General features: G+C 71.4%; 26 protein-coding genes and 1 tRNA gene. 22 read left to right on the plus strand and 5 right to left on the minus strand.

From position 1 onward, the window contains the following. Positions 1 to 2 precede the first annotated feature (2 nt). Complete coding sequence (locus tag ABZ805_RS10515) at positions 3 to 671, minus strand: ATP-binding cassette domain-containing protein (RefSeq protein ID WP_358437368.1); 669 nt, start codon at positions 669 to 671, stop codon at positions 3 to 5. Between the two features lie 180 nt (positions 672 to 851). On the opposite strand from ABZ805_RS10515, the gene ABZ805_RS10520 reads away from it, so the two are divergent. The 5 genes from ABZ805_RS10520 (at position 852) to ABZ805_RS10540 (ending at position 6,320) form a co-directional block, all read left to right on the plus strand. Further along, positions 852 to 2,573: a histidine kinase gene (locus ABZ805_RS10520; RefSeq protein WP_358437371.1), complete on the plus strand. Its 1,722-nt coding sequence runs from the start codon at positions 852 to 854 to the stop codon at positions 2,571 to 2,573. A 31-nt stretch (positions 2,574 to 2,604) separates the two neighbouring features. Beyond that, positions 2,605 to 3,264 (plus strand): response regulator transcription factor, encoded by a 660-nt coding sequence (locus ABZ805_RS10525; protein ID WP_358437374.1) that lies wholly within the window; start codon positions 2,605 to 2,607, stop codon positions 3,262 to 3,264. 89 nt (positions 3,265 to 3,353) lie between these two features. Continuing rightward, positions 3,354 to 4,685, plus strand: coding sequence for an amidohydrolase (locus tag ABZ805_RS10530; protein WP_358437376.1), 1,332 nt, complete (start codon positions 3,354 to 3,356; stop codon positions 4,683 to 4,685). Between the two features lie 433 nt (positions 4,686 to 5,118). Further along, positions 5,119 to 5,709 carry a DJ-1/PfpI family protein gene (locus tag ABZ805_RS10535; RefSeq protein ID WP_358437379.1) on the plus strand — a complete coding sequence of 197 codons (591 nt, stop codon included), beginning with the start codon at positions 5,119 to 5,121 and terminating at the stop codon, positions 5,707 to 5,709. Between the two features lie 44 nt (positions 5,710 to 5,753). Then, a complete protein-coding gene (locus ABZ805_RS10540) occupies positions 5,754 to 6,320 on the plus strand; it encodes a flavoprotein (RefSeq protein ID WP_358437381.1) in 567 nt (188 codons plus the stop codon). A gap of 198 nt (positions 6,321 to 6,518) precedes the next feature. Here ABZ805_RS10540 and ABZ805_RS10545 read toward each other — a convergent pair whose 3' ends face one another. Continuing rightward, complete coding sequence (locus ABZ805_RS10545; RefSeq protein WP_358437384.1) at positions 6,519 to 7,295, minus strand: alpha/beta hydrolase; 777 nt, start codon at positions 7,293 to 7,295, stop codon at positions 6,519 to 6,521. A gap of 91 nt (positions 7,296 to 7,386) precedes the next feature. Between ABZ805_RS10545 and ABZ805_RS10550 the strand changes: the two genes are divergently transcribed. Then, positions 7,387 to 8,013: a TetR/AcrR family transcriptional regulator gene (locus ABZ805_RS10550; RefSeq protein WP_358437386.1), complete on the plus strand. Its 627-nt coding sequence runs from the start codon at positions 7,387 to 7,389 to the stop codon at positions 8,011 to 8,013. A gap of 407 nt (positions 8,014 to 8,420) precedes the next feature. Here ABZ805_RS10550 and ABZ805_RS10555 read toward each other — a convergent pair. After that, a tRNA-Gly gene (locus ABZ805_RS10555) sits at positions 8,421 to 8,491 on the minus strand. Between the two features lie 80 nt (positions 8,492 to 8,571). Between ABZ805_RS10555 and dcd the strand changes: the two genes are divergently transcribed. The 3 genes from dcd (at position 8,572) to ABZ805_RS10570 (ending at position 12,114) form a co-directional block, all read left to right on the plus strand. Then, entirely contained in the window at positions 8,572 to 9,153 is a 582-nt protein-coding gene (gene dcd / locus ABZ805_RS10560; RefSeq protein WP_358437389.1) for a dCTP deaminase, read from the plus strand. Positions 9,154 to 9,403: 250 nt separating this feature from the next. Continuing rightward, complete coding sequence (locus tag ABZ805_RS10565) at positions 9,404 to 10,810, plus strand: sugar porter family MFS transporter (RefSeq protein WP_358437391.1); 1,407 nt, start codon at positions 9,404 to 9,406, stop codon at positions 10,808 to 10,810. A 140-nt stretch (positions 10,811 to 10,950) separates the two neighbouring features. Continuing rightward, a complete protein-coding gene (locus ABZ805_RS10570) occupies positions 10,951 to 12,114 on the plus strand; it encodes an epoxide hydrolase family protein (protein ID WP_358437394.1) in 1,164 nt (387 codons plus the stop codon). A gap of 204 nt (positions 12,115 to 12,318) precedes the next feature. On the opposite strand, the gene ABZ805_RS10575 is transcribed toward ABZ805_RS10570, so the two are convergent. Then, positions 12,319 to 12,537, minus strand: coding sequence for a hypothetical protein (locus ABZ805_RS10575; RefSeq protein WP_358437397.1), 219 nt, complete (start codon positions 12,535 to 12,537; stop codon positions 12,319 to 12,321). A 159-nt stretch (positions 12,538 to 12,696) separates the two neighbouring features. Between ABZ805_RS10575 and ABZ805_RS10580 the strand changes: the two genes are divergently transcribed. From ABZ805_RS10580 to ABZ805_RS10600, 5 genes are all read left to right on the plus strand, one after another. Further along, positions 12,697 to 13,530 (plus strand): helix-turn-helix transcriptional regulator, encoded by an 834-nt coding sequence (locus tag ABZ805_RS10580; RefSeq protein ID WP_358437399.1) that lies wholly within the window; start codon positions 12,697 to 12,699, stop codon positions 13,528 to 13,530. Positions 13,531 to 13,554: 24 nt separating this feature from the next. Next, positions 13,555 to 13,821 (plus strand): DUF397 domain-containing protein, encoded by a 267-nt coding sequence (locus tag ABZ805_RS10585; RefSeq protein ID WP_358437402.1) that lies wholly within the window; start codon positions 13,555 to 13,557, stop codon positions 13,819 to 13,821. Positions 13,822 to 14,185: 364 nt separating this feature from the next. Next, complete coding sequence (locus tag ABZ805_RS10590; protein WP_358437405.1) at positions 14,186 to 14,425, plus strand: hypothetical protein; 240 nt, start codon at positions 14,186 to 14,188, stop codon at positions 14,423 to 14,425. A gap of 189 nt (positions 14,426 to 14,614) precedes the next feature. After that, the gene (locus ABZ805_RS10595; protein ID WP_358437408.1) at positions 14,615 to 15,073 is read left to right on the plus strand and encodes a helix-turn-helix domain-containing protein; all 459 of its coding nucleotides are present in this window, start codon (positions 14,615 to 14,617) and stop codon (positions 15,071 to 15,073) included. A gap of 2 nt (positions 15,074 to 15,075) precedes the next feature. Then, entirely contained in the window at positions 15,076 to 15,630 is a 555-nt protein-coding gene (locus ABZ805_RS10600; protein WP_358437410.1) for a PIN domain-containing protein, read from the plus strand. Between the two features lie 68 nt (positions 15,631 to 15,698). On the opposite strand, the gene ABZ805_RS10605 is transcribed toward ABZ805_RS10600, so the two are convergent. Then, positions 15,699 to 18,020, minus strand: coding sequence for a (Fe-S)-binding protein (locus ABZ805_RS10605; RefSeq protein WP_358437412.1), 2,322 nt, complete (start codon positions 18,018 to 18,020; stop codon positions 15,699 to 15,701). Positions 18,021 to 18,454: 434 nt separating this feature from the next. On the opposite strand from ABZ805_RS10605, the gene ABZ805_RS10610 reads away from it, so the two are divergent. From ABZ805_RS10610 to ABZ805_RS10645, 8 genes are all read left to right on the plus strand, one after another. Beyond that, the gene (locus tag ABZ805_RS10610; protein ID WP_358437415.1) at positions 18,455 to 18,928 is read left to right on the plus strand and encodes a DUF1707 domain-containing protein; all 474 of its coding nucleotides are present in this window, start codon (positions 18,455 to 18,457) and stop codon (positions 18,926 to 18,928) included. 87 nt (positions 18,929 to 19,015) lie between these two features. Next, on the plus strand, positions 19,016 to 19,339 hold the full coding sequence (locus tag ABZ805_RS10615; protein ID WP_358437417.1) for a multidrug efflux SMR transporter: 324 nt from the start codon (positions 19,016 to 19,018) through the stop codon (positions 19,337 to 19,339). Further along, positions 19,336 to 19,920 carry a TetR family transcriptional regulator gene (locus tag ABZ805_RS10620; RefSeq protein ID WP_358437420.1) on the plus strand — a complete coding sequence of 195 codons (585 nt, stop codon included), beginning with the start codon at positions 19,336 to 19,338 and terminating at the stop codon, positions 19,918 to 19,920. Before ABZ805_RS10615 ends, ABZ805_RS10620 begins: the two co-directional genes overlap by 4 nt. Positions 19,921 to 20,196: 276 nt before the next feature. Beyond that, entirely contained in the window at positions 20,197 to 21,081 is an 885-nt protein-coding gene (locus ABZ805_RS10625) for a hypothetical protein (RefSeq protein WP_358437423.1), read from the plus strand. A 328-nt stretch (positions 21,082 to 21,409) separates the two neighbouring features. Continuing rightward, positions 21,410 to 23,296, plus strand: a complete 1,887-nt coding sequence (gene dnaK / locus ABZ805_RS10630; RefSeq protein ID WP_358437425.1) for a molecular chaperone DnaK — start codon at positions 21,410 to 21,412, stop codon at positions 23,294 to 23,296. Continuing rightward, positions 23,293 to 24,009: a nucleotide exchange factor GrpE gene (gene grpE / locus ABZ805_RS10635; protein ID WP_358437428.1), complete on the plus strand. Its 717-nt coding sequence runs from the start codon at positions 23,293 to 23,295 to the stop codon at positions 24,007 to 24,009. The genes dnaK and grpE overlap by 4 nt, the downstream gene beginning before the upstream one ends. A 169-nt stretch (positions 24,010 to 24,178) precedes the next feature. Next, positions 24,179 to 25,393 carry a molecular chaperone DnaJ gene (dnaJ, locus tag ABZ805_RS10640; protein ID WP_358437430.1) on the plus strand — a complete coding sequence of 405 codons (1,215 nt, stop codon included), beginning with the start codon at positions 24,179 to 24,181 and terminating at the stop codon, positions 25,391 to 25,393. A 2-nt stretch (positions 25,394 to 25,395) separates the two neighbouring features. Further along, the gene (locus tag ABZ805_RS10645; RefSeq protein WP_358437433.1) at positions 25,396 to 25,857 is read left to right on the plus strand and encodes a helix-turn-helix transcriptional regulator; all 462 of its coding nucleotides are present in this window, start codon (positions 25,396 to 25,398) and stop codon (positions 25,855 to 25,857) included. Positions 25,858 to 25,876 lie beyond the last annotated feature (19 nt).

Consider the following 25,876-nt stretch of genomic DNA (forward strand, 5'->3'; position numbering starts at 1 on the left):
GGTCAGGCCGCGACCGCGAGCTCCGGCGTGCGCGCGCCGAGCCGCAGCACCTGCTCGGCCCTGGCGAGCAGCGCGGGCTCCGCGGTCGCCAGCACCACCGCGATGCCGTGCGCGCGGGCCGCATCCAGCAGTTCCGCCGTGGTGGACGCGGTCAGCTCCGGGGAATCCGCGAAGATCACGTTCGGCCGGTGGGCCATCGCCCGCGCCACGGTCAGCCGCTCGATCTGAGCCGCGGAGAGCTGCCCGGGGAAGCGGTCCCGCACCCGCTCCAGGCCGAACTCGCGCAGCACCCCGTCCGCGCGGTGCACCGCGATCTCCCGCTCGGCCCCGGCCAGCATCTGCGGCAGCGCGCAGTTCTCCGCGGTGGTCAGCTCCGGGACCAGCATCCCGTCCGCGAACACGAACCCGAAGCGGCGCTGCCGCACCTCCCGCAGCTCGTGGTCGGCGAGCGCGTCGAGGCGCACCCCGTCGAACAGCACCGTCCCCGAGTCCGGGCGGCGCAATCCCGCGAGCACCTGCAGCAGCCACGTCTTCGGCTCCCGAGAAGGGCCGTCGAGCGCGGCGACCGTGCCGCCCGCCAGTGCGAAGTCCACGCCGAACAGCTGCGGGAACGTGGTCAGGCCCCGCGCCTCCAGCAACGCCGTCGAGGTGTGTTCCGGTGCAGCCGCCACCGCGATCTCCTTCCGCCCGCCGGTGCGCGACCGGCCGCCACTGCGCTTCCGGGGAACACGTTCTCGTGCGGCGGTGGTGCGGCGCGTCGGTCGGCCGGACACCGTTCGATGTCCGATCGGGCGATGTTTCGGACCATTCGGCCGGGCCGTCGCGCGCGGACCGGGGATTAGGGTCGCGTCGTGAGTTCCAGCCCGACGCCCGAGATGTCGGCGCAGCGACTCGGTCGTCTCGTGCGGGCGCCGTGGTTCCTCGCCGCGCTGATGACCTTGCTGTGCTGCGCGGATGTCGTGCTGCTCGTGAAACGCGGGGGGACCGGCCCGGTCGCCGCTCCCGGTGCCGCGCTGCTCGCGCTGCTGGCGGTGCGGGGGCGCCGCCACCCGGTGGTGTGCTCGGCCGCCGCGGCGGCCGTGCTGCTGCTGTCCAGCGCGATGATCCGGATCGCCGGGGCCGAGCCGCACTCGGCGGGGCTGGGCACGATCCTGCCCACCGAGAACGTGGCGGGGATGCTGCTGGTGCTGTTCGCGCACCGGCGGTTGTCACCGTTGAAGGCGTTGCCGGTCACGGCGGGGCTGGTGCTCGCCTGCTTCGGGGCGATGTACCTGCGCGGCGTGCAGGATTCGCCGGGGCAGATCGTCGCGCTCGGGGTGCTCCAGCTGCTGCTGGCGGTGGGCACCGGGACGTACCTGCGCGGCTGGCAGCTCAGCGCCGCCTCGACGCCGCTGCGGGAGCTGTTCCGCCGCCAGTGGCCGATGATCGCCGGGCTGTCGGTGCTGCTGTTCGTGGACGCCGGGTCCACGTTCGACGGGTCGGTGTCGGGCCTGGTGGTGCTGTTGGGCTCGCTGGTGCTCGCCGCGCTCGCGGTGATCGCACCGTTGCGGCCGGTGGAGGTCGCGCTGCTGGCCGCGACCGCGACGCTGTGCGCGGGGGTGGCGGCTCGGCTCATCGGACAGGAGTCGCCGTACAACGGGCTGCTGGAAGTGGTGCCGGTCTCGTCGGTCGCGGCCGGGATGCTGGTGCTGGCCTACCTGGTGCGGTATGCGAGCAGTCGGCGGGCACTGCTCGCCGGTGCGGCGTTGACCGGTGCGGCGCTGGTCGCGGCGATCCTCATCCCCGGTGGCCCGTTCGCCGGCAGCGGGGGCGGGGCGCTGCAGGCGCTGATGCTGGGCGGTCTGCTGCTGGCGCTCGCCGTCGGCTCCGGGCTGTACTTCCGGGCCAGGGACGGGGAGCGGAGCCGCACGGTGAACACCGCGGTGGAGCAGGCGCAGCAGGCCGAACGGCTCGCGCTGGCCCGGGAGCTGCACGACGTCGTCGCCCACCACGTCACCGGCATCGTGGTGCAGGCGCAGGCCGCGCAGCTGGTGGCCGCGCAGAAACCGGAGGCGGCGGTGGAGGCGATGGAGCGCATCGCGGGCAGCGGCACCGAAGCGCTGGTGGCGATGCGCAGGCTGGTGGCGAGCATGCGCGGCGCGGAACCCGCCGGTACCAGCGGCGCCACCGAGCAGGCCACCACCGACCTCGCCGCCGACCTCACCGCGCTCGCCGAGGGCGCGGGCCCGAAGGTGTCGCTGCGGCTCGAACTGGACCGGGAGGTCCCGCAGGAGGTCGCCCGCTCCGCGCTGCGCCTGGTGCAGGAATCGGTGACGAACGCGGGCAAGCACGCGCCGGACGCCACCGCGATCCGCGTGGTGGTGCGCTCCCCGCAGGAGCACCTGCACATCCGCGTCACCGACGACGGTTCCGGCCAGCGCGCCGCACCGGCCGGCGGCTCCGGAGGATACGGTCTCGTCGGCATGCGCGAGCGGATCGAGCTGCTCGGCGGCCGCTTCAGCGCAGGACCGGTGCCGGACGCCGGTTGGCGGGTCGAGGCATGGCTCCCGCTGGCCGAGCGCGAGGCCGGGTGAGCGCGCGGTGCACGACGAGGAGGGGAAACCGATGATCCGGGTGCTGATCGCGGACGACCAGGAGATGGTGCGGGCCGGCTTTCGGATGATCCTGGAGTCGCAGGACGGCATCGAGGTCGTCGCCGACGTCGCCAACGGGCTGGACGCGGTGAACAAGGCCCGGGAGCTGCGGCCGGACGTCTGCCTGATGGACATCCGGATGCCCGGGCTGGACGGCCTGGAGGCCACCAAGCAGCTCGCGGGCCCGGACGTCACCGACCCGATCAAGGTGGTCGTGGTGACCACCTTCGACCTGGACGAGTACGTGGCTTCGGCGCTGGCGAACGGCGCGAGCGGCTTCCTGCTCAAGGACGCGGGCCCGGCGCTGCTGATCGAGGCGATCAACGCCGCCTCGCGCGGGGACGCCCTGGTGTCGCCGCAGATCACGGTGCGGCTGCTGAAGCACTTCGCGAAACCGCCGGAGCGGCCGCGGCGCGGCGTGCAACCGCTGCGCGAGGAGCTGACCGAGCGGGAGCTGGACGTGGTGCGGGCGACCGCGCGCGGCCTGACGAACGTGGAGATCGGCGGCGAGCTGTTCATGTCGCTGTCCACGGTGAAGACGCACCTGGCGGCGGCGCAGACGAAGATCGGCGCCCGGAACCGGGTGGAGACGGCGTCCTGGGCGTGGCGAACCGGCCTGATGGACGACTGACCTCCCACCGCACCGTCCATCCACAGTGGACGGTGCGGTGGGATGCCACCGCCGTTCCGGACGGCGCACCGCTGCGGCAGAATGCGCCCATGCCGACCGCCCTGCGCCTGCACGCCCCGATCGCCGTTCCCTGCGATGCCGACTGCTCGGTGATCCGCGACGCCGTCGTGGACGTCGACGAGCACGGCCGCATCGGCTACTGCGGCCCGCGCGAGGGGGCGCCGCCGCGCGCGCAGGACACCGTGGTGCGCGAGTGCGGCGGAATCCTGCTGCCCGGCCTCATCAACGCGCACGCGCACAGCCCGATGACGTTGCTGCGCGGCATGGGCGGCGACCTGCCGCTGCTGCGCTGGCTGCGCGAGGTGATCTGGCCCGCGGAGGCGCGGCTGCGGCCCGCGGACATCCGCGCGGGCATGGAGCTCGGCTCGGTGGAGATGCTCCGCGCCGGGGTGACCACCAGCGCCGAGATGTACTTCTCCGGTGAAGCCGTGGCCGAGGCGGTGCTGGCCGTCGGTTCCCGGGTGGTGCTCGGCCCGGCCGTGATCTCCGCGCCCGGGCTGGAGGGCATGGGTTCCTGGCGGGGCATGATCGACGACATCGACCGCTGGATCGACGCGGACGGCCTGCGGTTCGGGCCCGCCGACCGGATCGAGCTCGGCTACGGCGCGCACTCCGCCTACACGCTGCCGCCGGAAGCGCTGCGCGCCATCGGTGAATCCGCGCAGCAGCGCGGTGCGCTGGTGCAGACGCACGTCGCCGAAGCCGCTGACGAGGACCGGGAGCAGCGGGAGCGCTACGGCTCGGTGCCCGCGCTGCTGGATTCGCTGGGGGTGCTGGACGGCCGGGTGCTGGCCGCGCACTGCGTGCACCTGTCCGATGCGGACATCAAGCTGTTCGCCGACCGCGGGACCGGCATCGCGCACTGCCCCGGCTCGAACGCGAAGCTCGCCTCCGGCACCGCGCGACTGGTCGACCTGCTCGCCGCGGGCATCCCGGTCGGCCTGGGCACCGACGGCCCGTCCAGCAACGACGACCTGGACCTGTGGCAGGAGGTGCAGCTCTCGGTGATGCTGGCCCGGCTGTCCACGGGGGACGCGATGGCGCTGACCGCACCGGGCGCGCTGCTCGCCGCGACCAGGGGCGGGGCGGCGGCGCTGCACCGCGACGACCTCGGCGCGCTGGAACCGGGGCGCTGGGCGGACGTCGTGCACCTGGACGTGGACGACCCGGCGTTCGCGACCGGCATCGACACCCCCGACGAGCAGCTGCTGTCGAACCTGGTGTGGGCGGCCGGTTCCCGCTGCGTGCGCGACGTCTGGGTGGCGGGCGAAGAGGTGCTGCGCGACCGGGAGCCGACGCGCGTGGACCGGCGGGCCGTGCAGGCCACCGCCCGCACCGCCGCGCAACGCGTGCGCGGCTGAACAGCACCGCGCGCGACGAACAGCACCGCTGTTGCGGCGGGTGCGGGCTGCGAAGGGCCGCCTCGCAGCGCGGCGCCGCTGCACAGCACCCCGCGCGACGGCCGTGCAGCGGATGCCGCTGACGCGCACCGCTGCGCGGCGGGTGCGCCGCTGGAAATCGCACCGCCGTGCGGCGGGTGTCCGGCTGAACAGCACCGTTCGCGGCGGCCGCGCGGCTACCGCACCGTGCGCGTGGCTGAATCGCAACGCCCGCGCGGCGGAGGCACCGCTGGACAGCGCCGAACAGCCCCGCCGTGCGGCCGAACCGCGGTGCGGTGCCGCGTCCGGCGGGTTCCCGGGAACCTTCCGCGCCGCCGGACCGACTCCTCCAACAGCAGTCCCGCGCCGGTGGTCCCGCCGCCGCGCGTCCTGAGCACGAGGTGAGGAGCCCGGCATGACCAAGCACATCGGCATCCTGCTGTTCCCGGACGTGGAAGAGCTCGACGCGCTCGGGCCGTGGGAAGTGCTGTCGTTCTGGACGCGGACGTTCCCCGGGGACGGCTACGCCGTCAGCACGTTCTCCCGCGACGGCGGCGAGATCGCCTGCGCGAAGGGTCTGACCGTCCGATCAGGACACTCGTTCGCGGACGTGCCGGAGCTGGACGTGCTGCTGCACCCCGGCGGCCAGGGCACCCGCCCGATGCTGCGCGACGAGGCGCACCTCGCGTGGGTGCGCGAGCAGCGCGCCGCGGTGCCGCTGCTGACCAGCGTGTGCACCGGTTCGCTGGTGTTCGCCGCGGCGGGCCTGCTGGCGGGGCGCCCGGCGACGACGCACTGGCGCTCGCTGGACCTGCTGGCCGAGCTGGAGCCGACCGCCGAGGTGCGCCCGGACGACCGCTTCGTCGACGACGGCGACCTGATCACCTCGGCGGGGATCTCGGCGGGCATCGACATGGCGCTGCACCTGGTGTCCCGGCTCGCCGGGGTGGAGCGGGCCCGCGAGGTGCGCCGCGGCATCCAGTACGACCCGCAGCCGCCGATCTGATCGGAGCTGCGCGCGGGGCGGCCGGCGTCGGCGATGATGGCGGCATGATCGACACGACGCGCACCTTGGCCCTGATCGGCTCGGCCGCGGGCGGGGTGGAGCACATCCGCGCCGAGCTGGTCGAACCCGCGCTGTCCCGCGGCTGGCGGGTCGCGGTGACGCTCACCCCGACCGCGGGCGCGTGGCTCGCGGCTTCCGGGGAACTGGACCGGATCGCGGAGCTCACCGGCCTGCCGTGCCGGGTGGCGTCCCGGCTGCCGTCCGAACCGAGCCCGCACCCGCCGATCGACTGCTTCCTGGTGTGCCCGGCGACGGCGAACACGGTCAGCAAGCTCGCGCTCGGCCTCGGCGACAGCCAGGCGCTGACCACCGCGGTCGAGGCGGTCGGCGCGGGCACGGCGCCGGTCGTCGTGTTCCCCACGGTGAACGCCGCGCACCACCGCCATCCCGCGTGGAAGTGGCACACCTCGGCGCTGCAGGACGCGGGCGTGCACCTGCTCACCGGCGAGCGGTGGTGGGCGGCGCACGAACCGCGCAGCGGACTCGGGCAGCAGGTCCCGTGGCAGCGCGTCCTCGACGAACTCGACCGCCTCGTCCCGCCCCGGTCCTGACGCGGTGGCGGCCGTTCCCGATCCGCTGATCGGGGGAGCGCGCGACGAAGGCCCAGCTCCGATGTGGACATCGGATGAACCGGGCCTTCGTGGCGGAGATCGGATGCCGGGCATCGAAGCCGCGCAGCCGGGTGCCGAGCAGGGGACCCGGGCACGGCGCGCGCCGCCGCCGTTCGTCCCGCCCGGGGCGCTGCCGGACTAGGTCTGCGCGGGGTCCGGCAGCTCTGCCCAGAACTTCGTCAGAGCCTCGGCGACCGGCGCCGGCGTCTCCTCGGGCCACCAGTGGCCCACGCCCTCTAGGTGCGCCGGCCGCGCACCTGCTCGCTGCGCCGCCCACTCGTGCTGCACCAGCGTTCCGCTGGCCCGCTCGAAGTCGTCGACGGCGAGGAGAGCGAGGCCCGGGCGTGCTGCGGCGCTCGGCAGCAGCCGTCCTGCTTCGGACATCGCGGGCTGTCGTGCCGACCGCAACAGCTTGAGGACGGAGCGGCCCATCTCGGGATCCATGCCCGCCGCGACCCGCTCCGCCATGCGGCCGGTCATGCCGAGGGCCGACGCCACCGCGAGGCGCTGCTCCAGGTCACCTCCCCACAACTCCTGCACCGAGGCCTCCCCCGGCCCCTCCTGCTGCCACACCTGCGCCCGCGGGTGCCAGTCGTAGTCGGGCGCGAACACGCCGAGCGCGTCGGAGGCCCAGCTGCGGATCAGATCCGGACGGCTCATCGCCAGCGCGGCGACGTGGATGCCGCCCCAGTCGTGACCCACCAGGTCGACCGGGGCGCGGAACAGCTCCAGCTGGGACGCCAGCCAGTCCCGGTAGGCCGTCATCGACGAGTCGAAGCCGGGGGGTGCGGGGACGCCGAACCCGGGCGGGGACACGACCACCGCGTCGGGCCGTTCGAGCTCCCCGATGAGCGGTCCCCAGATGGTCGCCGTCTCGGGGTTGCCGTGGACGAGGACGAGTGGTGTGCGCGGCACGAAGCCACCTCTCACATACTTGTTGGTCGACACGGATGAACGTATCACAAGCTTGTTGAGCGACACGCAAGTTCGCACTAGACTCCGAGGTATGGCCACGACCCGCCGCACCCAGCAGGAACGCCGAGACCAGGCCGAGAGCGCACTGCTGACGGCCGCCGCCGAACTGGTCGTCGAGCAGGGAGTTCGTTCACTCACCCTGGCGCGAGTCGGGGAACGCGCCGGCTACAGCCGCGGCATCGTCACCCACCACTTCGGTGGCAAGCAGGCGCTGGTGGAGCGCCTCGCACGGGCCACGCAGGCCGCGTTCGTGTCCGGCCGCGACGACCTGCCGCCCGGACCGGACCGCGTGCTGCGGCTGATCGACGATTACCTCGGTGGACTCGCCCGCCTCGACGTGTCCAACCAGGCCTTCATGCTGCTGTGGGTCGAGGCCGCCACCCAGCCCGACCTGGCCCCGGTCTTCCGCGAGCGCGACGCCGCCTTCCGCGCCGACCTGCGCGACGACATCGAGGCCGGCATCGCGGACGGTGTCGTCGACCCCGGCCTCGAACCCGACGACGTCGCGATCGCCGTCGTCGGCCAGCTGCGCGGGATCGCCCTGCAACTGCTGCTGGACCCGCGCGGTGTCGACGTCGACCGGGTGCGCCGCAGCGTCACCGGTTACTGGCGCCAGGTCCTCGCCGCGAAACCCGCCGACCGCATCGATCAGCGCTGATCAGGAGAGGTGCCGGGCTCCGCCGTGGGCCCGCGGGCGGGGTTGGGTGCTGAGCGCGTGGAGGTCTGCGGCGACATCGCCGGTCCCGTGGACCCGGTCGGCCGCCGGCCGCACGACTCGACGCGCCTCCGCGGGCGTGACCGGTCCGTGTTCGAACCGGCCGGCGCGATGCGGCATCGGCGTGCCGATCGCCGGGAACGCGGTCGCAAGCCCGTAGTGGGGAGCGGCCCGGTCGGCGAGCACCGTCGCGAACCTGCTCGACCGCACGGTCGACGGGCAAGATCCGCCGGTCGCCGGATGAGGCACCCGAACCGCGCGGGGACAGCGCCGAACCCGTCCCCCGGACATGACGAAGGCCCAGGCTCGCGGCGGTGAATCCTGCCGCTGACCTGGGCCTTCGTGTTCTGAGCGGATGACGGGAATCGAACCCGCGTATTCAGCTTGGGAAGCTGATGTTCTACCATTGAACTACATCCGCATCGCCGTTTCCGGCGCGGCCAACTCTAGCACGACGGGCGGCCGAAGATCGCCGGGGGCCCGCCGGATACGCTTTGCCCTGTGCTGCTGAGTGACCGGGACCTGCGTAAAGAGCTGGACGAAGGACGACTCGAACTCGATCCGTTCGACGTCGCCATGATCCAGCCGTCCAGCATCGACGTGCGGTTGGACCGCTTCTTCCGGGTCTTCGACAACTCGAAGTACACCCACATCGATCCCTCGCAGCAGCAGGACGAGCTGACCTCGCCGGTCGAGGTCACCGGCGAAGATCCGTTCGTGCTGCACCCGGGCGAGTTCGTGCTCGGCTCCACCTTCGAAGGGGTGCGGCTGCCGGACGACCTGGCCGGCCGGCTGGAGGGCAAGTCCTCGCTGGGACGGCTCGGGCTGCTCACGCACTCCACCGCCGGGTTCATCGACCCCGGGTTCACCGGGCACATCACCCTCGAGCTGTCGAACGTGGCGAACCTGCCGATCACGCTGTGGCCGGGCATGAAGATCGGGCAGCTGTGCCTGTTCCGGCTCTCCAGTCCCGCCGAGCACCCGTACGGCACGACGCGCGCGGGCTCCCGGTACCAGGGGCAGCGGGGGCCGACGCCATCGCGCGCGCACCTGAACTTCCAGCGGGTCGACACCCGCCGCTGAGCCTCCGGCCGAGCCGCCCGCCCGCCTCGAAAATCCGGGTGGAATGTCCTGTTGTTCCAGGTGGGGGCACCTGTCCGGCAACGTTGCGTGCGCACGTAATTACCACGGGACCGATTCAGTCGCCACGGTGAGCATCCTCACCCTGAATCGAGGAAGAAAAAGGGTGGTTCAGACCCTAAAGTCCCCAGAGCCCGGCGCTCTCCCCAGGTGTGCAGCGAGGCAGACCGGCGAGCGGGCACAGGAGAACTCGATGTCGGTTACGCAGTCGCGCGACCCCGGTGCCTCGACCGGGCACCTGGGGCACGTCGTGATGATCGCGAGCGCGGCGGCGCTCGGCGGATTCCTCTTCGGCTACGACACTTCCGTGATCAACGGTGGGGTCGACGCCATCCAGGGCTACTTCCAGGTCGGTTCCGCGATGACGGGGCTGGTCGTCTCCTCGGCGCTGCTGGGGTCGGCGGTCGGCGCGGGCATCGCCGGTGGGCTGGCCGACCGGATCGGTCGCATCCGGGTCATGCAGATCGCGGCGGTGCTGTTCGTGATCAGCGCGATCGCCTCGGCCGTGCCCTTCGCCATCTGGGACCTGGCGATCTGGCGGATCGTCGGCGGCATCGCCATCGGCATCGCGTCGGTGATCGCGCCCGCCTACATCGCGGAGGTCGCGCCCGCCGCGTACCGCGGGCGGTTGACCTCGTTGCAGCAGTTGGCGATCGTGCTCGGCATCGCGCTGTCCCAGCTGGTCAACTACGGGCTGGCGGAGGCCGCCGGTGGCAGCGCCTCCAACGAGCTGGGGCCGCTGCAGGCCTGGCAGTGGATGCTCGGCGTCGCGGCGGTGCCCGCGCTGGTGTACCTGGTGCTGGCCTCGATGATCCCGGAGTCGCCGCGCTACCTGGTGGCCGAAGGCCGCGACGACAAGGCCCGCGAGGTCCTCGCGAAGATCGAGCCCGGTGACGTGGACGGGAAGATCTCCGAGATCCGCCGGGTGCTCGGCGAGCGCAAGCCGCGGTTCTCGGACCTGCGCGGCGGGTTCGGCGTGCTGCCGATCGTGTGGGTCGGCATGGCGATCGCCGCGCTGCAGCAGTTCGTCGGCATCAACGTGATCTTCTACTACTCCTCGTCGCTGTGGCAGTCCGTCGGCATCGAGGAGAGCAGCTCGCTGCTGCTGAGCCTGTTCACCTCGATCGTCAACATCATCGGCACGTTCATCGCCATCGCGCTGGTCGACAAGATCGGCCGGAAGCCGCTGCTGGTCATCGGTTCCATCGGCATGGCGATCTCGCTGGCGGTCACCGGCTGGGCGTTCAGCTTCGCGCAGGTCGTCGGCGAGGACGCGGTGCTGCCGCCGAGCTGGGGCGTGGTCGCGCTGATCTCGGCGAGCGCGTTCGTGCTGTTCTTCGCCGCCTCGTGGGGCGTGGTGCTGTGGGTGCTGCTCGGCGAGATGTTCCCGCCGCGCATCCGCGCCGCCGCGCTGGCCGTCGGCACCATGGCGAACTGGGTGGCGAACTGGCTGGTCACGGTGAGCTTCCCGAGCCTGCGGGACTGGAACCTGCCCGCGACGTACTTCATGTACGCGGCGTTCGCGCTGATCTCGCTGGTGTTCGTGCTCCGCTACCTCAAGGAGACGAACGGCCGTTCCCTGGAGGAGATGGGCAGCTGACCGCTCCCCTCCACCGTCGAAGGCGCCCCGGGTGTTCCCGGGGCGCCTTTCGCATTCCCATCCCGGGATCTTCACCGGTCTACGCCCGCAGATGTTCGCGTACTGTGTACCGTACAGAATACGCAAATGGGGAGGCGCTGGTGGAGACGTTCCGCATCCAGGTTCCGCAGGAGGAGCTCGACGACCTCGACCGTCGGCTGGCGCACGTCCGCTGGCCGGACGAGGTCGCGGGCACCGGCTGGCGCCACGGGCCGCCCGTCGCCTACCTGCGCGAGCTCGTCGAGCACTGGCGGCACCGCTACGACTGGCGCGCCCAGGAGGCGCTGCTCAACGCGCACCCGCAAGCCACCACCGAGATCGACGGGCAGCGCGTGCACTTCCTGCACGTCCGCTCCCCCGAGCCGGACGCGCTGCCGCTGCTGCTCACGCACGGCTGGCCCAGCTCGATCGCCGAATACCTCGACGTGATCGGTCCGCTGACCGATCCGCGGGCGCACGGCGGCGACCCGGCGCAGGCCTTCCACCTGGTCATCCCATCCCCGCCCGGCTACGGGTTCTCCGGGCCCACCACCGAGTTCGGCTGGGGAGCGGAGCGCATCGCGCGGGCGTGGATCGAGCTGATGCACCGCCTCGGCTACCGGCGCTACGGGGTGCAGGGCGGCGACTGGGGTACCTGGATCTCCCGCGAGGTCGCGCTGCGCGCCCCGGACCGGGTCGTCGGCGTGCACACCAACGGGATGATCACCTTCCCCACCGGCGCGCCCGGTGAGATGGACGAGCTCACGGAGGTGGACCACGCGCGGATGGCGTCGTGGGAGCGCTACATGAACGAGCTCTACGGCTACAAGCTCATCCAGTCCACCAAGCCGCGGTCGCTGGCGTTCTCGCTGGCGGACTCCCCGGTGGGGCAGCTGGCGTGGATCGTCGGAGCCCTGCGGGAATGGACGGATTGCGTCGAGTCCCCGGACGAGGCGCTCGGCGTCGACCGGATCCTGACCACGGTGATGCTGTACTGGCTGACCGGCACGGCGCACTCCTCGGCGCGGTCTTTCGTGGAGACTCCCGACACCGCCGAGCACGCCGAAGCCGAAGGTGCGCTGGCCGGGCTCGAAGTCGGCGAGGTCCCGCACGGCGTAGCGGTGTTCCCGAAGGACGTGCTCGCCCCCGTGCGCCCCTTCGCGGAACGCCTCAACAACATCGTCCGCTGGACCGAGCACGACCGCGGCGGAACCTTCCCCGCCACCGAAGTCCCGGACCTGTTCACGGCCGACGTCCGCGAGTTCTTCACCTCCCTGCCCCGCTGACCGCCCCGCCCGCCCGACACGAGCCTTCGGCCGCCGAGTGAACGGACCGTTCGTCCAGTGGGATTGGGCAAACGGTCCGTTCACTCCAACCGCTCTCGCCGCTCTGAGGGCGAAGCGACGCCGATAAGCGAGTGAACGGACCGTTCGTCCAGTGGGATTGAGCGAACGGTCCGTTCACTCGGGAGCGGTGCGGGTGGGGTGGGTTCAGAGGTAGACGAGGGCGAGGTCGTAGAGCGGGCCGAAGCGTTGGGCGGCGCGGCGCGCCGAGCCGAAGGTGGCGACCCGGCTCTTGCCGCCCGCGCGCAAGTAGAGGACGGCGTGGCCGTCCGGCAGTTCCATGCCCCAGAAGTGGACCTGCTCGGGGTCGGGTTCCTCGGTGTCGGGGTCGATCTCGGCCAGGCCGAACAACTTCGCGCGTGCCATGGGGTGCTCCTCCCGATCAGCGGACAACTCGGGAACCACTGTCCACACGGGACTCGCGTGTCTCCGGTGCGCAGGTGTGGATCACCGGATTCGGGAATCCCGCTGCCGGAATCCCGCTGCGATCATGGTGGCGGCATCGAAGCCCGCCCGGGAGGTCCGGTGGCCCGCACCAGTCCCACGTTCCGCCGGCGACGGCTCGCGCGCACCATCAAGCGGCTGCGCGAGCAGGCCGGGATGACCCAGGACCGGGCCGCGATCGAGCTGGACATGTCCAAGAGCGCGTTGAGCCGCAAGGAGACCGGCGAAACCGCGGCCACCGTGCACGAGGTGCGCTCGATGATGGACCTCTACGACGGCTACGACCCCGATGTCCTCGAACTCGCCCGTGCCGCCAAGCAGAAGGGCTGGTGGCGGGCGTACGGAGTGGAAGATCGTGGCTATGTCGACTTGGAGACCGAGGCGTCGCACGTCCGCGAGCTCTCCCTCATGTACATCCCCGGCCTCCTCCAAACCGAGGACTACATGCGGGCGATCTTCGCCGGCGACCGGCTGAACCGGACTAAGCAGGAACTCGATGACCAAGTAGCGGTCCGGATCATTCGGCAGGAACAGCTCATCGATCCCGAACGTCCCTTGAAGCTGACCGCCGTCGTTGACGAGGCCGCGTTCCGTCGGCCCATGGTCGAGCGGCGGGTCCTGCGGGAGCAGCTGATGTGCGTACTCGAAGCGACGCGCTCAGAAAACATCGATCTGCGCGTGCTCGCCGCATCAGCCGGACCGCATATCGGGCTCGACGGTGCGTTCACCCTGCTGGAGTTCCCGGACCTGGCCGATCGCGACATGTTGTACATCGCGCACCCTGCGGGGTCGATTCATGTTGAGAAGGACGGCGAAGTGCGCCGCGCTAGGCTGGTCTTCGAGCAGCTGTGGGCACATGCGTTGTCGGCTGACGCCACGGTCGATTTGATCGACCGGGTGGTCCGTGAGCTGTGAGTGCTGCGAGCCGAGCGAGGCGCGATGTATTCGGTCGATCTATCGTCCGCGGACTGGAAGAAGACGAGTCGCAGCGGCGGCGGAAACAATGGCAATTGCGTCGAAGTCGCGTCCGCGCTGGCAATATGGCGAAAGAGCAGCCGCTCTGGTGGTGGTACTGGGAACAACTGCGTCGAGGTCGCCTTCGCCGGGCCTGCGGTGGCGGTGCGGGACTCGAAGGAGCCCGCCGGCCCCGCCCTCGCCTTCTCCGCGAAGGCGTGGAGTGCGTTCCTCCGGCGCTTGCCGCACTGAGCCCGCCGCCTCGCGGGATCAGTCCTCCACCAACCAGCCGGGTCGAAGGACAACGGGAACGGGACCTCGGCCTCGAACGGCGGCGCCTTGGCGTGCACCTGGCATCCAGCGTCGCCCGAGCGCGGCGCCACGACCTCGGCTTGAGCCCGCGAGCGTTGTCGAGCCGAGCACTCGAACCTGGGAACGAATGCTGGTCACCGCGCGTGCTCGGCGGTTCGGAAGTATCCCCGTTCTCGCGATTAGGACCACCGGGTCGGGTGGCAGATCGAGGTGGAGCGCGCTGAGTCGACCTTCACCCCGTAGGACTGAAATCGGCGATCGACACAGCTCGGCGCCACACCCACAGGACGACGGAGAGGTAGTCATGCAGCTCTCGAAGTTCGCGAAGACCGCAGCCACCGCCGGAATCATGCTCGGCCTGAGCGCCCTCGCCGCCCCCGCGGCGCTCGCCGACGGGTACGTCACCAACAACCAGGACGGCACCAACGTGGGAGTGCACCACAGCGGGGTGAACGGCAACGGTGCGGGCAATGACAGCAGCAAGGCCGGCTGGCACAAGGGCATGCCGGTGAGCGACTTCGTCGCCGGGAAGATCGCCGGCTGACCTCGCGCACCGCGAGATCCGGTCGCGGACCCCGCCACCTCACCGGGGTCGGACCGAACGGAGAAGGGGCAGGCCTGCGACGGGCCTGCCCCTTCTGCTCGTCCGGGTATTGCGTGTGTTGCGATTGTTTCGGATACTGCGTTTGTTCGGAAGTGTTCGGCTCAGGCCGCAGTGCAGGAGGGATTCGGCATGAACTCGCTCGCGCTCGACCCGATCCAACCGGACGGGGCCGATGCGGCCGTCGCTGACGAAGCGCTGCAACGGATCAAGGGCTACCTCGGCAGGCATCGAGACCAGCGCAGCGTCCCGCTCGTCGTGGAGGACGACGGGTGCGAAACGTTGATCGTCCCCCGTGGCGCTGTCGAACTGCTGGCCCGCGTGCTCGCCCACATGGCGGCGGGTACCGGCGTGTCCGTCGTGCCGTCCCACGCCGAGCTGACCACGCAGCAGGCGGCGGAGATGCTCAACGTCTCGCGTCCGTTCCTGGTCGGGCTGCTGGAAGCCGGGGAGATCGACTACCGGAAGGTCGGCACGCATCGCCGAGTCCGGGCTGAGTCGGTCCTCGCCTACTTGCGCGAGGACGACAAGCGTCGCCGCGAGGCCGCCGACGAGCTGACCCGGCTCACCCAGGAGATGGGACTCGACTGACCGTGGCGTTCACCGTCGTCTACGACGCCAACGTCCTGTACCCGAGCACACTGCGGGACTTGCTGATCAGGCTCGCGCAGGCGGGGCTCGTGCAGGCCGAGTGGACGGATCAGATCCTGGACGAGACGTTCCGGAACCTGCGTCGGAACCGCCCGGACCTCGATCCGCGGAACCTCGATCGCACGCGCGAGCTGATGCTGCGGGCGGTGCGGGACTGCCTGGTCAAGGGCTACGAGCCGCTGATCGACGTGCTCGATCTACCGGATCCGGACGACCGGCACGTGCTCGCGGCGGCGATCAAGGCGCGTGCGCAGTTGATCGTCACGTGGAACCTGAAGGACTTCCCCGCGGAAGCCCTGGTGAGCTGGCAGGTCGAAGCGAAGCATCCGGACGCTTTCGTGCTGGACCAGATCCACTTGGACCACGCGGCGGTGTACGCGGCTCTGCAGCGGATGGCGGACTCGTGCTCCGCTCCGCCCCTGACGGTGGGCGACGTCCTCAGCAGGTTGGGGCGCGACGGGCTGGTGGAATCGACAGCCGCGTTGCAGGCGATGTGAGCTTCGAGCGGTGCTGAAACGAGAAGGGGCAGGCCCGCCACGGGCCTGCCCCTTCTGCTCGGTGCGGGTCAGTTCTCGGACTTGTCCTGGTCCGGGAGGGGGGTGCCGGTCGGTTCGGCGTCGGTGGGGACGTCGGCCTTGCCGTTGGCTTCGGCTTCGCCGCCGGTCTCCGCGGGGTCGTCGGCGACCGGGGCGGAGGCGCCGTCGCCGCCGCGCTTGACCGAGGAGAGCAGCAGCTGCGCGACGTCGATGATCTCGACGCTCTCCGAAGCCGCCCCTTCGTTCTGGCGGGCGGTGAGACCGTCGTTGAGCATCACGCGGCAGAACGGGCAGCCGGTGGCGATCTTCTGGGGCGCGGTGCCCAGCGCCTCGTCGACGCGCTCCACGTTGATGCGCTTGCCGGTCTTCTCCTCCATCCACATGCGGGCGCCGCCCGCGCCGCAGCACATCGAGCGGTCGCCGTGCCGCGGCATCTCGCGGAAGTTCGCGCCGGAGGCCCCGACCAGGTCGCGCGGCGGCGTGTAGACCTTGTTGTGGCGGCCCAGGTAGCAGGGGTCGTGGTAGGTGACGTCCTCGGCGACCGGGGCGACCGGGACGAGGCGCTTCTCCCGCACCAGCTTGTTCAGCAGCTGGGTGTGGTGCACGACCTCGAAGTTCCCGCCGAGCTGCGAGTACTCGTTGGCGAGGCTGTTGAAGCAGTGCGCGCAGGTCGCGACGATCTTGCGCTTGCCGGGCTCGCGGCCCTCGAACACCGAGTTCAGCACCTCGACGTTCTGCTGGGCGAGCATCTGGAACAGGAACTCGTTGCCCGCGCGCCGCGCCGGGTCGCCGGTGCAGGTCTCCTCGCCGCCGAGCACGGTGTACTTCACCCCGGCCATGTGCAGCAGTTCGGCGACGGCGCGGGTGGTCTTCTTGGCGCGGTCCTCGAAGGCGCCGGCGCAGCCGACCCAGAACACGTACTCGGTGTCGTCGGCGAGCTCACCGTCGAAGACCGGCACCTCGAAGTCCAGGTCCTCGGTCCAGTTCAGCCGGTCCTTGGAGTTCTGGCCCCACGGGTTGCCCTTGTTCTCCAGGTTCTTGAACATCCCGCCGAGCTCGGTGGGGAAGTTCGACTCGATCAGCACCTGGTAGCGGCGCATGTCGACGATGTGGTCGACGTGCTCGATGTCCACCGGGCACTGCTCGACGCAGGCGCCGCAGGAGGTGCAGGCCCACAGCACCTCGGGGTCGATGACGCCCATCTCCTCGGGGCCGCCGACCAGCGGGCGCTCCGCCTCGGCCAGCGCGAGCGCGTTGATGCCCGCGAGCTTCTCCTCGGCGCCGTCACCGGTGATGCCGACCTCGTCCCCGGCCATGTCCTTGCTGCCACCGGCGAGCAGGTACGGGGCCTTGGCGTAGGCGTGGTCGCGCAGCGAGGTGATCAGCAGCTTCGGCGACAGCGGCTTCGCGGTGTTCCAGGCGGGGCACTGGGACTGGCAGCGACCGCACTCGGTGCAGGTCGTGAAGTCCAGCCAGCCCTTCCACTTGAAGTCCTCGACCTTGCCGACGCCGAACACGTCCTCGTCGGGGTCGGCCTCTTCGAAGTCGAGCTCCTTGCCGCCGGACATCATCGGCTGCAGCGCGCCCAGCGCCCGGCCGTCGCCGACCTCGCGCTTGAAGTAGATGTTGAAGAACGCGGTGAAGCGGTGCCAGGCCACGCCCATCGTGATGTTCGAGGCGATCACGATCACCCAGATCATCGCGGACAGGATCTTGAAGCCGGCGAAGATCGAGATCGCGGCGGTGCTGGACGGGAGGATGCCGCCGAGCGCGTAGGTCAGCGGCGAGGACCAGAACGGCGCCTCGAACAGCCCGGAGGCCTGCTTGAACGCCCGCAGGCCCATGATCCCGAAGCCTTCGAGGACCACGACGGCCTCGACGAAGTAGGCCTGCCCGAAGTTGGAGCCCTCGAACCGGGACACCCGGTCCGCGCGCCGCGGGTGGTTCAGCTGGCGCACCCCGATCAGCCAGAACCCGCCGAGCACCGTGGTGATGCCCAGCAGTTCGACGATCAGGTTCCACGGGCCGAACCAGCTCAGCAGCGGGGTCTCGAAGGTCGGCACGAAGACCTCGAAGTAGGCCTCCAGCACGCTCAGGCTCAGGCCGCCGAAGCCGACCATCACGAACCAGTGCGCGACGCCGACGTGGCCGAACTTGAGCATCTTGGTGTGGCCCAAGATCTCCTTGACCATGTTGCCGAACCTCGCCCCGAACGGGCCGCGCCTGGTCGGGTCCGGTTGTCCGAGGCGAATGGACGAGATCATCCGCCGCACGGTCTTGACGACCATGACCACCGCGACGGCCGTCACGGCCAGGCAGATCAGGCCCAGGACCAGCTGCAGAGCACCCATGCTCGCGGCCTCCATGTTCGGGGGTTGTCCGTTTGAGGAGCGTACGCCTTATTACCGATCGGTAACCAGCGGGGCTCCGGCGTGGTGGGAACGGGGTGATTCTGCGCAACCCCCTGCCGAAAAACTAGTTGGGCGATCGTGCAGCTTTGCGCTCGGGGGGATGTTCGCCGTGGTGGCGGCCACGGCGTAACGGCACCGAGTGCCGCGTTCTCGCTGCTGAGTGCACCATCCCGGGTCGCATCGGCGCCACCGCCGCGCCGCGGACCCCGCCGCACGACGCCCGATGCGGACGAGTGCGACGTTCACCACTTACTCCCGAACCGGCCGGCGTTCGATCGACACGAGCTCCCGGACGTCCGCCGCCGCGTAGCCTGAGAGCTCTCGGACGAGCGGCGATCGGACGTCGCGACGTCATCGAGCCGTGGGGGAACACGATGGACGACGCCGAGCACCCCGCCCTGCGCGTGTCCGACGCCGACCGCGACCAGGTCGCCGAGCGGCTGCGGGCGGCCTTCGACGAGGGCCGGCTGGGCCTCGCCGAGTACGACGAGCGGGTACGCGACGCCTACGCGGCCGTCACCAGGGCCGATCTGGTGCCGCTCACCGCGGACCTGCCCGCCGCCGAGCCCGCCGCCGCGCCACCGGCCAAGCGGTTCCGCGTGCCGCCGATCTCCAAGGAGTGGCGGGACTGGGGGCGGACCGCGGTCCTGCTGGTCGGGATCTGGCTCGTGATCTCGCTGGCCGGCGGCGGGCCGATCTTCTTCTTCCCGATCTTCCCGCTGGGCATCTGGGCCATCGCGCTCGTCTCGCAGGCGTTGTTCGGGAAGGACGACGAGGACTCCGACGAGGACGGCGGCTCCGGCGACGAGGACGGCGACGAGCCGGACGCGCGCCGGTCGGAGCGCTGAACCGGCCTGCCGCGGGCGGCCCGAACAGGCGTAACCTGCCGGAGAAAGAACTAGGGCATCTGTTCAGCTTTCTCCGAGGGGGACCGGGTGGCGTACCTGCTGCTGGCGTTGGCGATCTGCTCCGAAGTGATCGGCACCGTCTCGCTGAAGTTCTCCGAGGGGTTCAGCAAGCCGCTGCCCTCGGTGCTGGTCGTGCTCGGCTACGGCGCCGCGTTCGCCGCGCTCGGGTTGGTGCTCAAGGCGGGGCTGCCGGTCGGCGTGGTGTACGCGATCTGGTCCGGCGCGGGCGTCGCGCTGATCGCGCTCATCGGCGTCGCCTTCCTCGGCGAGAGCATCACCGCGGTGCAGCTCGGCGGGCTCGCGCTGATCATCGGCGGGGTGCTGGCGCTGGAGCTGGGCGGCGCGCATTGACCGCCGAGACCGACGGCCGCCGCGCCAAGGGCGAACGCCGCAGGCGCGCCATCCTCGACGCCACCCTCCGGGTCGTCGAACGCGACGGCATCGCGGGGACCAGCCACCGCGCCATCGCCCGCGAGGCGGGCGTCCCGGCGGCCTCCATCTCCTACTACTTCGCCGGGATCGACGAACTGCTGGTCGCGACGCTGCTGGAGAGCGTCGACCTGCTCGTCGCCGACATCGGCCGGATGCGCGCCCGCACCCCGCCGGACGCGGGCGCGTGGGCGCGGACCATCGCGGAGAACCTCGCGCTGCTGGTCGACGGCAGGCGGGCGCGGACCATCGCCGAGTACGAGCTGTACCTGCTCGCCGCCCGCAGGCCCGCGCTGCGCCCGGCCGCCCGCCGGTGGATCGAGGTCGCCGCCGGGCAGGCCGACCGGCGGCTCGACGTGCCTCCGGAGCTGGTCACGGCGTTCTTCGCGGCGGTGGACGGGCTGCTGATGCAGGCGCTGATCGCCGACGAGCCGCCCGGCGCCGCGGACTTCGAGCCGGTGCTGCGCTTCCTGCTCCGGCCACTGGGCGCCGAGGTGCGCTGAACCCGGTCGCTCCGACGCCGGTCGCCGGTTCCGGTCGCTGCTGGTCCCGATCCCTCGCCCCGATCGCCGTCGGTCCTGACCGCCGTCGGCTCCGACAGCTGCCGAGCCCGGTCGCACTCGGTCCGGATCCCCTGGTCCTGATCGCCGCCGCCCTCGACCGCCCCTGGTCCCGGCCACCGCTGACGTCGGTCGCGTCCGCTGACCGGGCGACACCTCGGCGATCGCCCGTCCGGGGACGGCCCGCGGTCGTTACCGTGCGGGCGGAGCGGGAGGTGCATGGTGCGAACGGGTCTCGCGGCCGCCGGAGCGGCCTGCCTGCTGGTGGCCGGGCTGGTCATCGGCTGCGACCGGGTCGAGCGGACCGGCGGCTGGAGCGGGCACGGCGGCGAGGTGAACTGGGGCGGCGTGCACGTCCACCAAGGCGACGGCGACCGGGGCGACGGGGGCGACCGGGGCGACGGCGACCGCGGCGAGCGGTCCGAGGTCATCGCCGAGCTGCCCGGCATCACCGCCGTGCACCTCGACCGCACCGACGGCGACGTGGTGGTCCGGCACGTGGCCGGCGGGCGCGGCGAGGTGCGCGAACGGTCCCGCGACCGGCCCGCGGGCGCCGAGCCGCTGCACCGCGTCGAGGACGGCGTGCTCGTGCTGCCGGGCTGCCCGGACGACTGCTCGGTCGACTACGAGGTGGACCTCCCCGCGGCCGTCCCGGTCGACGGCACCGGCGCGGCGGGCGCGGTGGAGGTCGACGGCATGGCCGCCGCGCAGGTCGAGGCGGGCGCGGGCGAAGTGCGGATCTCCGGCGTGCCCGGCCCGGTGCGGGTGCGCAGCGGCGCGGGCGGCATCGAGCTGCACGAGCTCGGCGGCGACGTCGAGGTGTCCACCGGGACCGGTCGGATCGACGGCGAGGGGCTCGCCGGCGGGACCGTGGTGGCCGACGCGCGGACCGGCTCCATCGACCTCGAGCTGACCGCGCCGCGCGCGGTGCGGGCCGAGACCGGGACCGGCACCGTCGAACTGGAGGTGCCGGACGGCGCGTACCGGGTCGACGCGCGCGCGGGGCTCGGTTCGGCGGATGTCGAGGTGCCCACCGATCCGGGCTCGCCGCGGCGGCTCGAACTGCGCTCCGGGACCGGTTCGGTCCGCGTCTCCGCCGGTTGACGGCGGGCCTCCGCCGCGCCGACTCCGGTCCCGGCCGCCGAACGAAGGAGTCCCGGCCGCCGGACGGAATGGTCCCGGCTCATCACCGGAGTGGTCTCGGCTCATCACCGGAGGGGCTCGGCCGCGGGCGAGGGGGCGTGACCCGGATCTCGGCGGCCCGCCGGGAACTTCCGCCGCAGCTCAGGCGTTGTCCAGGCAGAAACATTGAGCGGACTGCGCTCAACCCGGTTTGACGACCGGAGCGGGCCGGGGGTAAAACTTGAGTCGGCAAGGCTCAACGGACTACCCGGTCCGGGGCGCAAGATCAGGGAAGCAGGAGGAACCATCCATGGCGCGAGCGGTCGGCATCGACCTGGGGACGACCAACTCCGTCGTTTCCGTCCTCGAAGGCGGTGAATCGACGGTCATCGCCAACTCCGAGGGCTCGCGGACGACGCCGTCCATCGTCGCCTTCGCGAAGAACGGCGAGATCCTCACGGGTCAGCCAGCGAAGAACCAGGCGGTCACGAACGTGGACCGCACCATCCGGTCGGTCAAGCGCCACATGGGCACCGACTGGAAGACGGAGATCGACGACAAGGCGTACACGCCGCAGGAGATCAGCGCGCGAGTGCTGATGAAGCTCAAGCGCGACGCCGAGGCCTACCTGGGCGACGACGTCACCGACGCGGTGATCACCGTCCCCGCCTACTTCGAGGACGCCCAGCGGCAGGCCACCAAGGAGGCCGGCCAGATCGCGGGCCTCAACGTGCTGCGCATCGTCAACGAGCCGACGGCCGCTGCGCTGGCCTACGGCCTCGACAAGGGCGAGAAGGAGCAGACGATCCTCGTCTTCGACCTCGGTGGCGGCACGTTCGACGTGTCCCTGCTGGAGATCGGCGAGGGCGTCGTCGAGGTCCGCGCGACCAGCGGTGACAACCACCTCGGTGGCGACGACTGGGACGAGCGCATCGTCGACTGGCTGGTCGAGAAGTTCAAGACCTCCAACGGCATCGATCTGACCAAGGACAAGATGGCCTTGCAGCGGATCAAGGAAGCCGCGGAGAAGGCCAAGATCGAGCTGTCCAGCTCTTCCACGGCCAACATCAACCTGCCGTACATCACGGTGGACTCCGAGAAGAACCCGATGTTCCTCGACGAGACCCTGAGCCGTGCGGAGTTCCAGCGCATCACCTCCGACCTGCTGGAGCGCACCCGCAAGCCGTTCGAGGCCGTGGTGCGCGACGCGGGCGTGAAGGTCGCCGACGTCGACCACGTGGTCCTCGTCGGTGGTTCCACCCGGATGCCCGCGGTCACCGAGCTCGTCAAGGAGCTCACCGGTGGTCGCGAACCGAACAAGGGCGTGAACCCGGACGAGGTCGTCGCCGTCGGCGCCGCCCTGCAGGCCGGTGTGCTGCGCGGCGAGGTCAAGGACGTCCTGCTGCTGGACGTCACCCCGCTGTCCCTGGGCATCGAGACCAAGGGCGGCATCATGACCAAGCTGATCGAGCGCAACACCACGATCCCGACCAAGCGCTCGGAGACGTTCACGACGGCGGACGACAACCAGCCGTCGGTGCAGATCCAGGTCTTCCAGGGCGAGCGCGAGATCGCGGCGCACAACAAGAAGCTCGGCATGTTCGAGCTCACCGGGCTGCCGCCGTCGCCGCGGGGCGTGCCGCAGATCGAGGTCTCCTTCGACATCGACGCCAACGGCATCGTGCACGTCAACGCGAAGGACCTCGGCACCGGCAAGGAGCAGTCGATGACCATCACCGGCGGCTCCGCGCTGCCGAAGGAGGACATCGACCGGATGGTCTCCGACGCCGAGGCGCACGCCGAGGAGGACAAGAACCGCCGCGAGGAGGCGGAGGCCCGCAACCAGGCGGAGACCCTCGTCTACCAGACGGACAAGGTCCTCACCGACAACGACGAGAAGCTGCCCGAGGAGACCAAGACCAAGGTCAAGGCGGCCGTCGACGAGGTCAAGGAAGCCCTGAAGGGCGAGGACGTCGCCGCCATCAAGACCGGGGTCGAGAAGCTCGCCACCGAGTCCCAGGCGCTGGGCCAGGCCCTCTACGCCGACGCCGGTGCCGACGCTGCCGCCGCCGGTGCGGCCGGGGCGGCCGGTGACGCGGCGGGTGCGACCGCCGGTGCCGGTGCGACCAGCGGTGGTGCCGAGGACGTGGTGGACGCCGAGATCGTGGACGACGAGGACGAAAAGAAGAAGAAGTGACCTCCGAGAGCTCGAGCGACTCCGACCGGCAGCAGCCGGCGCAGGACGAACAGGAGCCGGTGGTGGTCCGGGACCGCAGGCGGATCGATCCGCAGACCGGTGAACCCCGGGCCGCCACCGAGCAGGGGCAGGTGACGGAGAGCATGTCCGGCACGCTGGACGAGGAACTGGCCAAGGTGAACGAGGGCGCCGCCGAGGCGACGTCCGAGGAGCCCGAGGCCGGCGGTGCGGACGCCGAGCTGCGCAAGCAGGTCGACGAGCTCACCGAGGACCTCAAGCGGGTCACCGCCGAGTACGCCAACTACCGCAGGCGCACCGAGCGCGACCGCGAATCGGTGGTCAACGCGGCCAAGGCGTCGGTGGCCGGTGACCTGCTCACCGTGCTCGACGACCTGGAGCGGGCCGACTCGCACGGCGACCTCACCGGCGCGTTCAAGTCGGTGGCCGACAAGCTCGTCGGTTCGCTGACCAACGCGGGCCTGGTGGCCTTCGGCGCCGAGGGCGACGAGTTCGACCCGTCGGTGCACGAGGCCGTGCAGCACACCACTTCCTCGGAGGTGTCCGGACCGACCGTCACGACCGTCATGCGGCGTGGCTACCGGTTCGGCGACCGGGTGCTGCGGCCCGCGATGGTCGCCGTCACCGACCACGAGCCGGAAGCGGCGGCACCACCGGAGAGCGGTGCCGAGACCGGCGAGGACACGGCACAGTGAGACCACGACCCCGCTCGGCGGAACGCGGCACGACCGATACGGGAGGCCGCGTCCCGCGTGGCCTCGCCTGGCCCGCGCGGCCGGGCGGGGTCGGGTTCGCGCCGATGGCGACGACCACGCCGGCCCAGACCGGCCCGATGCGACAGCGAAGTGGAAGGAGGGGCGCCCGGTGAGTGCCAGGGAATGGCTCGACAAGGATTTCTACGGCGAGCTGGGCGTCTCGTCCGACGCGAGTGCTGACGAGATCAAGAAGGCCTACCGGAAGTTGGCGCGGGAGAACCACCCCGACGCCAACCCCGGCAACAGCGCGGCCGAATCCAAGTTCAAAGCGGTCTCCGAGGCGTACGGCGTCCTGTCCGACCCGGAGAAGCGCAAGCAGTACGACGAGGCGCGCCGCCTGTTCGGCAGCGGTTTCGGCGGCGGCCAAGGCGGCTTCGGCGGTTTCGGCGGCGGTGCGGGAGCCGGTGGCGCGGGCGGATTCGACCTGGGCGACCTGTTCGGCGGCGGCGCCGGACCGCGACCCGGTGGCGGTGGCGGTGGCGCCGGCGGGCTCGGCGACCTGTTCGGCGGGCTGTTCGGCGGCGGCGGCGCCGGTCGCCGCGGTGGTGCCGCGAGCGCCAGCAGACCGCAGCGCGGCTCCGACGTGGAGACCGAGGTCCGCATCGACTTCGCCGAGGCGGTGCGCGGTGCGACCGTGCCGCTGCGGCTGTCCAGCCCGGCGACCTGCCTGACCTGCCACGGGGCCGGTGCGAAGCCGGGAACTCGGGCGCGCACCTGCAGCACCTGCTCCGGTGCGGGCCTGGTGACCCGGAACCAGGGCGCCTTCGCGTTCAGCGAGCCCTGCCCGGACTGCCGCGGCCGCGGGCAGATCATCGACGACCCGTGCCCGGACTGCCGGGGCGAGGGGGTCGCGACCCGCACCCGCACCCTGACCGTGCGCATCCCGTCCGGGGTGAACGACGGCCAGCGGATCCGGCTCGCCGGTCAGGGCGAACCGGGGCGCAACGGCGCGGCGGCGGGCGACCTGTTCGTCGTCGTGCACGTCAACGCGCACCGGGTGTTCGGACGATCCGGTGATGATCTCACCGTGACGTGCCCGGTGACCTTCCCCGAGCTGGCGCTGGGAACTACGTTGACCGTGCCGACGCTCGACGGGAAGGTCTCGCTGAAGGTCCAGCCGGGCACGGCCAGCGGCCGGACCCTGCGGGTGCGCGGCAAGGGAGTCGGCCGGAAGGCGGGCGGCAGCGGTGACCTGCTGGTCACGCTGCAGGTCGCGGTGCCGTCCAGCTTGGACGACGCGGCGGCCGACGCTCTGCGGTCCTACGCGGAGGCCACGGCGGAGCACGATCCGCGTGCGGAGTGGGACGAGCTGCTCGGGAGGTAGTCATGGGTGACGGTCCACGGGGCGCGCGGCTGAACGTGACGATCGGATTCCCGCCAGGGGCCAACGAGGACACGCCGATGTTCGTGATCTCGGTGGCCGCGGAGCTCTCCGGGCTGCACGCCCAGACGCTGCGCAGCTACGACCGGCTCGGCCTGGTCTCGCCGGGTCGAACCCCGGCGGGCGGGCGGCGCTACTCGACGCGGGACATCGCCCTGCTGCGCGAGGTGCAGCGGCTGTCCCAGGAAGAGGGCGTCAACCTCGCGGGCGTGAAGCGGATCATCGAGCTGGAGAACGAGGTGGACGCCCTGCGGGACAAGGTGCAGGGCCTGCTGGAGGAACTCACCGCCGCGCACGCCGCGGCCGAGCAGACCGCCGCGCAGGTGCACGCCTCCTACCGCCGGGATCTCGTGCCCGTGCACCAGGAGACCGCCCTGGTCGTCTGGAAACCGGATTCGCGCCGGTAAGCCGCGCCAGTCCTTCGAA

The sequence above is a fragment of the Saccharopolyspora sp. NPDC047091 genome, from assembly GCF_040643635.1.
Lineage (GTDB): Bacteria > Actinomycetota > Actinomycetes > Mycobacteriales > Pseudonocardiaceae > Saccharopolyspora_C.

Bases quoted from the DNA above. Each gene is read 5' to 3' on its own strand.
- ABZ805_RS10525 (WP_358437374.1), top strand. From the start codon at position 2,605: ATGATCCGGGTGCTGATCGCGGACGACCAGGAGATGGTGCGGGCCGGC.
- ABZ805_RS10530 (WP_358437376.1), top strand. From the start codon at position 3,354: ATGCCGACCGCCCTGCGCCTGCACGCCCCGATCGCCGTTCCCTGCGAT.
- ABZ805_RS10535 (WP_358437379.1), top strand. From the start codon at position 5,119: ATGACCAAGCACATCGGCATCCTGCTGTTCCCGGACGTGGAAGAGCTC.
- ABZ805_RS10540 (WP_358437381.1), top strand. From the start codon at position 5,754: ATGATCGACACGACGCGCACCTTGGCCCTGATCGGCTCGGCCGCGGGC.
- ABZ805_RS10550 (WP_358437386.1), top strand. From the start codon at position 7,387: ATGGCCACGACCCGCCGCACCCAGCAGGAACGCCGAGACCAGGCCGAG.
- ABZ805_RS10565 (WP_358437391.1), top strand. From the start codon at position 9,404: ATGTCGGTTACGCAGTCGCGCGACCCCGGTGCCTCGACCGGGCACCTG.
- ABZ805_RS10575 (WP_358437397.1), bottom strand. From the start codon at position 12,537: ATGGCACGCGCGAAGTTGTTCGGCCTGGCCGAGATCGACCCCGACACC.
- ABZ805_RS10585 (WP_358437402.1), top strand. From the start codon at position 13,555: ATGTATTCGGTCGATCTATCGTCCGCGGACTGGAAGAAGACGAGTCGC.
- ABZ805_RS10590 (WP_358437405.1), top strand. From the start codon at position 14,186: ATGCAGCTCTCGAAGTTCGCGAAGACCGCAGCCACCGCCGGAATCATG.
- ABZ805_RS10595 (WP_358437408.1), top strand. From the start codon at position 14,615: ATGAACTCGCTCGCGCTCGACCCGATCCAACCGGACGGGGCCGATGCG.
- ABZ805_RS10605 (WP_358437412.1), bottom strand. From the start codon at position 18,020: ATGGGTGCTCTGCAGCTGGTCCTGGGCCTGATCTGCCTGGCCGTGACG.
- ABZ805_RS10610 (WP_358437415.1), top strand. From the start codon at position 18,455: ATGGACGACGCCGAGCACCCCGCCCTGCGCGTGTCCGACGCCGACCGC.
- ABZ805_RS10625 (WP_358437423.1), top strand. From the start codon at position 20,197: ATGGTGCGAACGGGTCTCGCGGCCGCCGGAGCGGCCTGCCTGCTGGTG.
- dnaK (WP_358437425.1), top strand. From the start codon at position 21,410: ATGGCGCGAGCGGTCGGCATCGACCTGGGGACGACCAACTCCGTCGTT.
- ABZ805_RS10645 (WP_358437433.1), top strand. From the start codon at position 25,396: ATGGGTGACGGTCCACGGGGCGCGCGGCTGAACGTGACGATCGGATTC.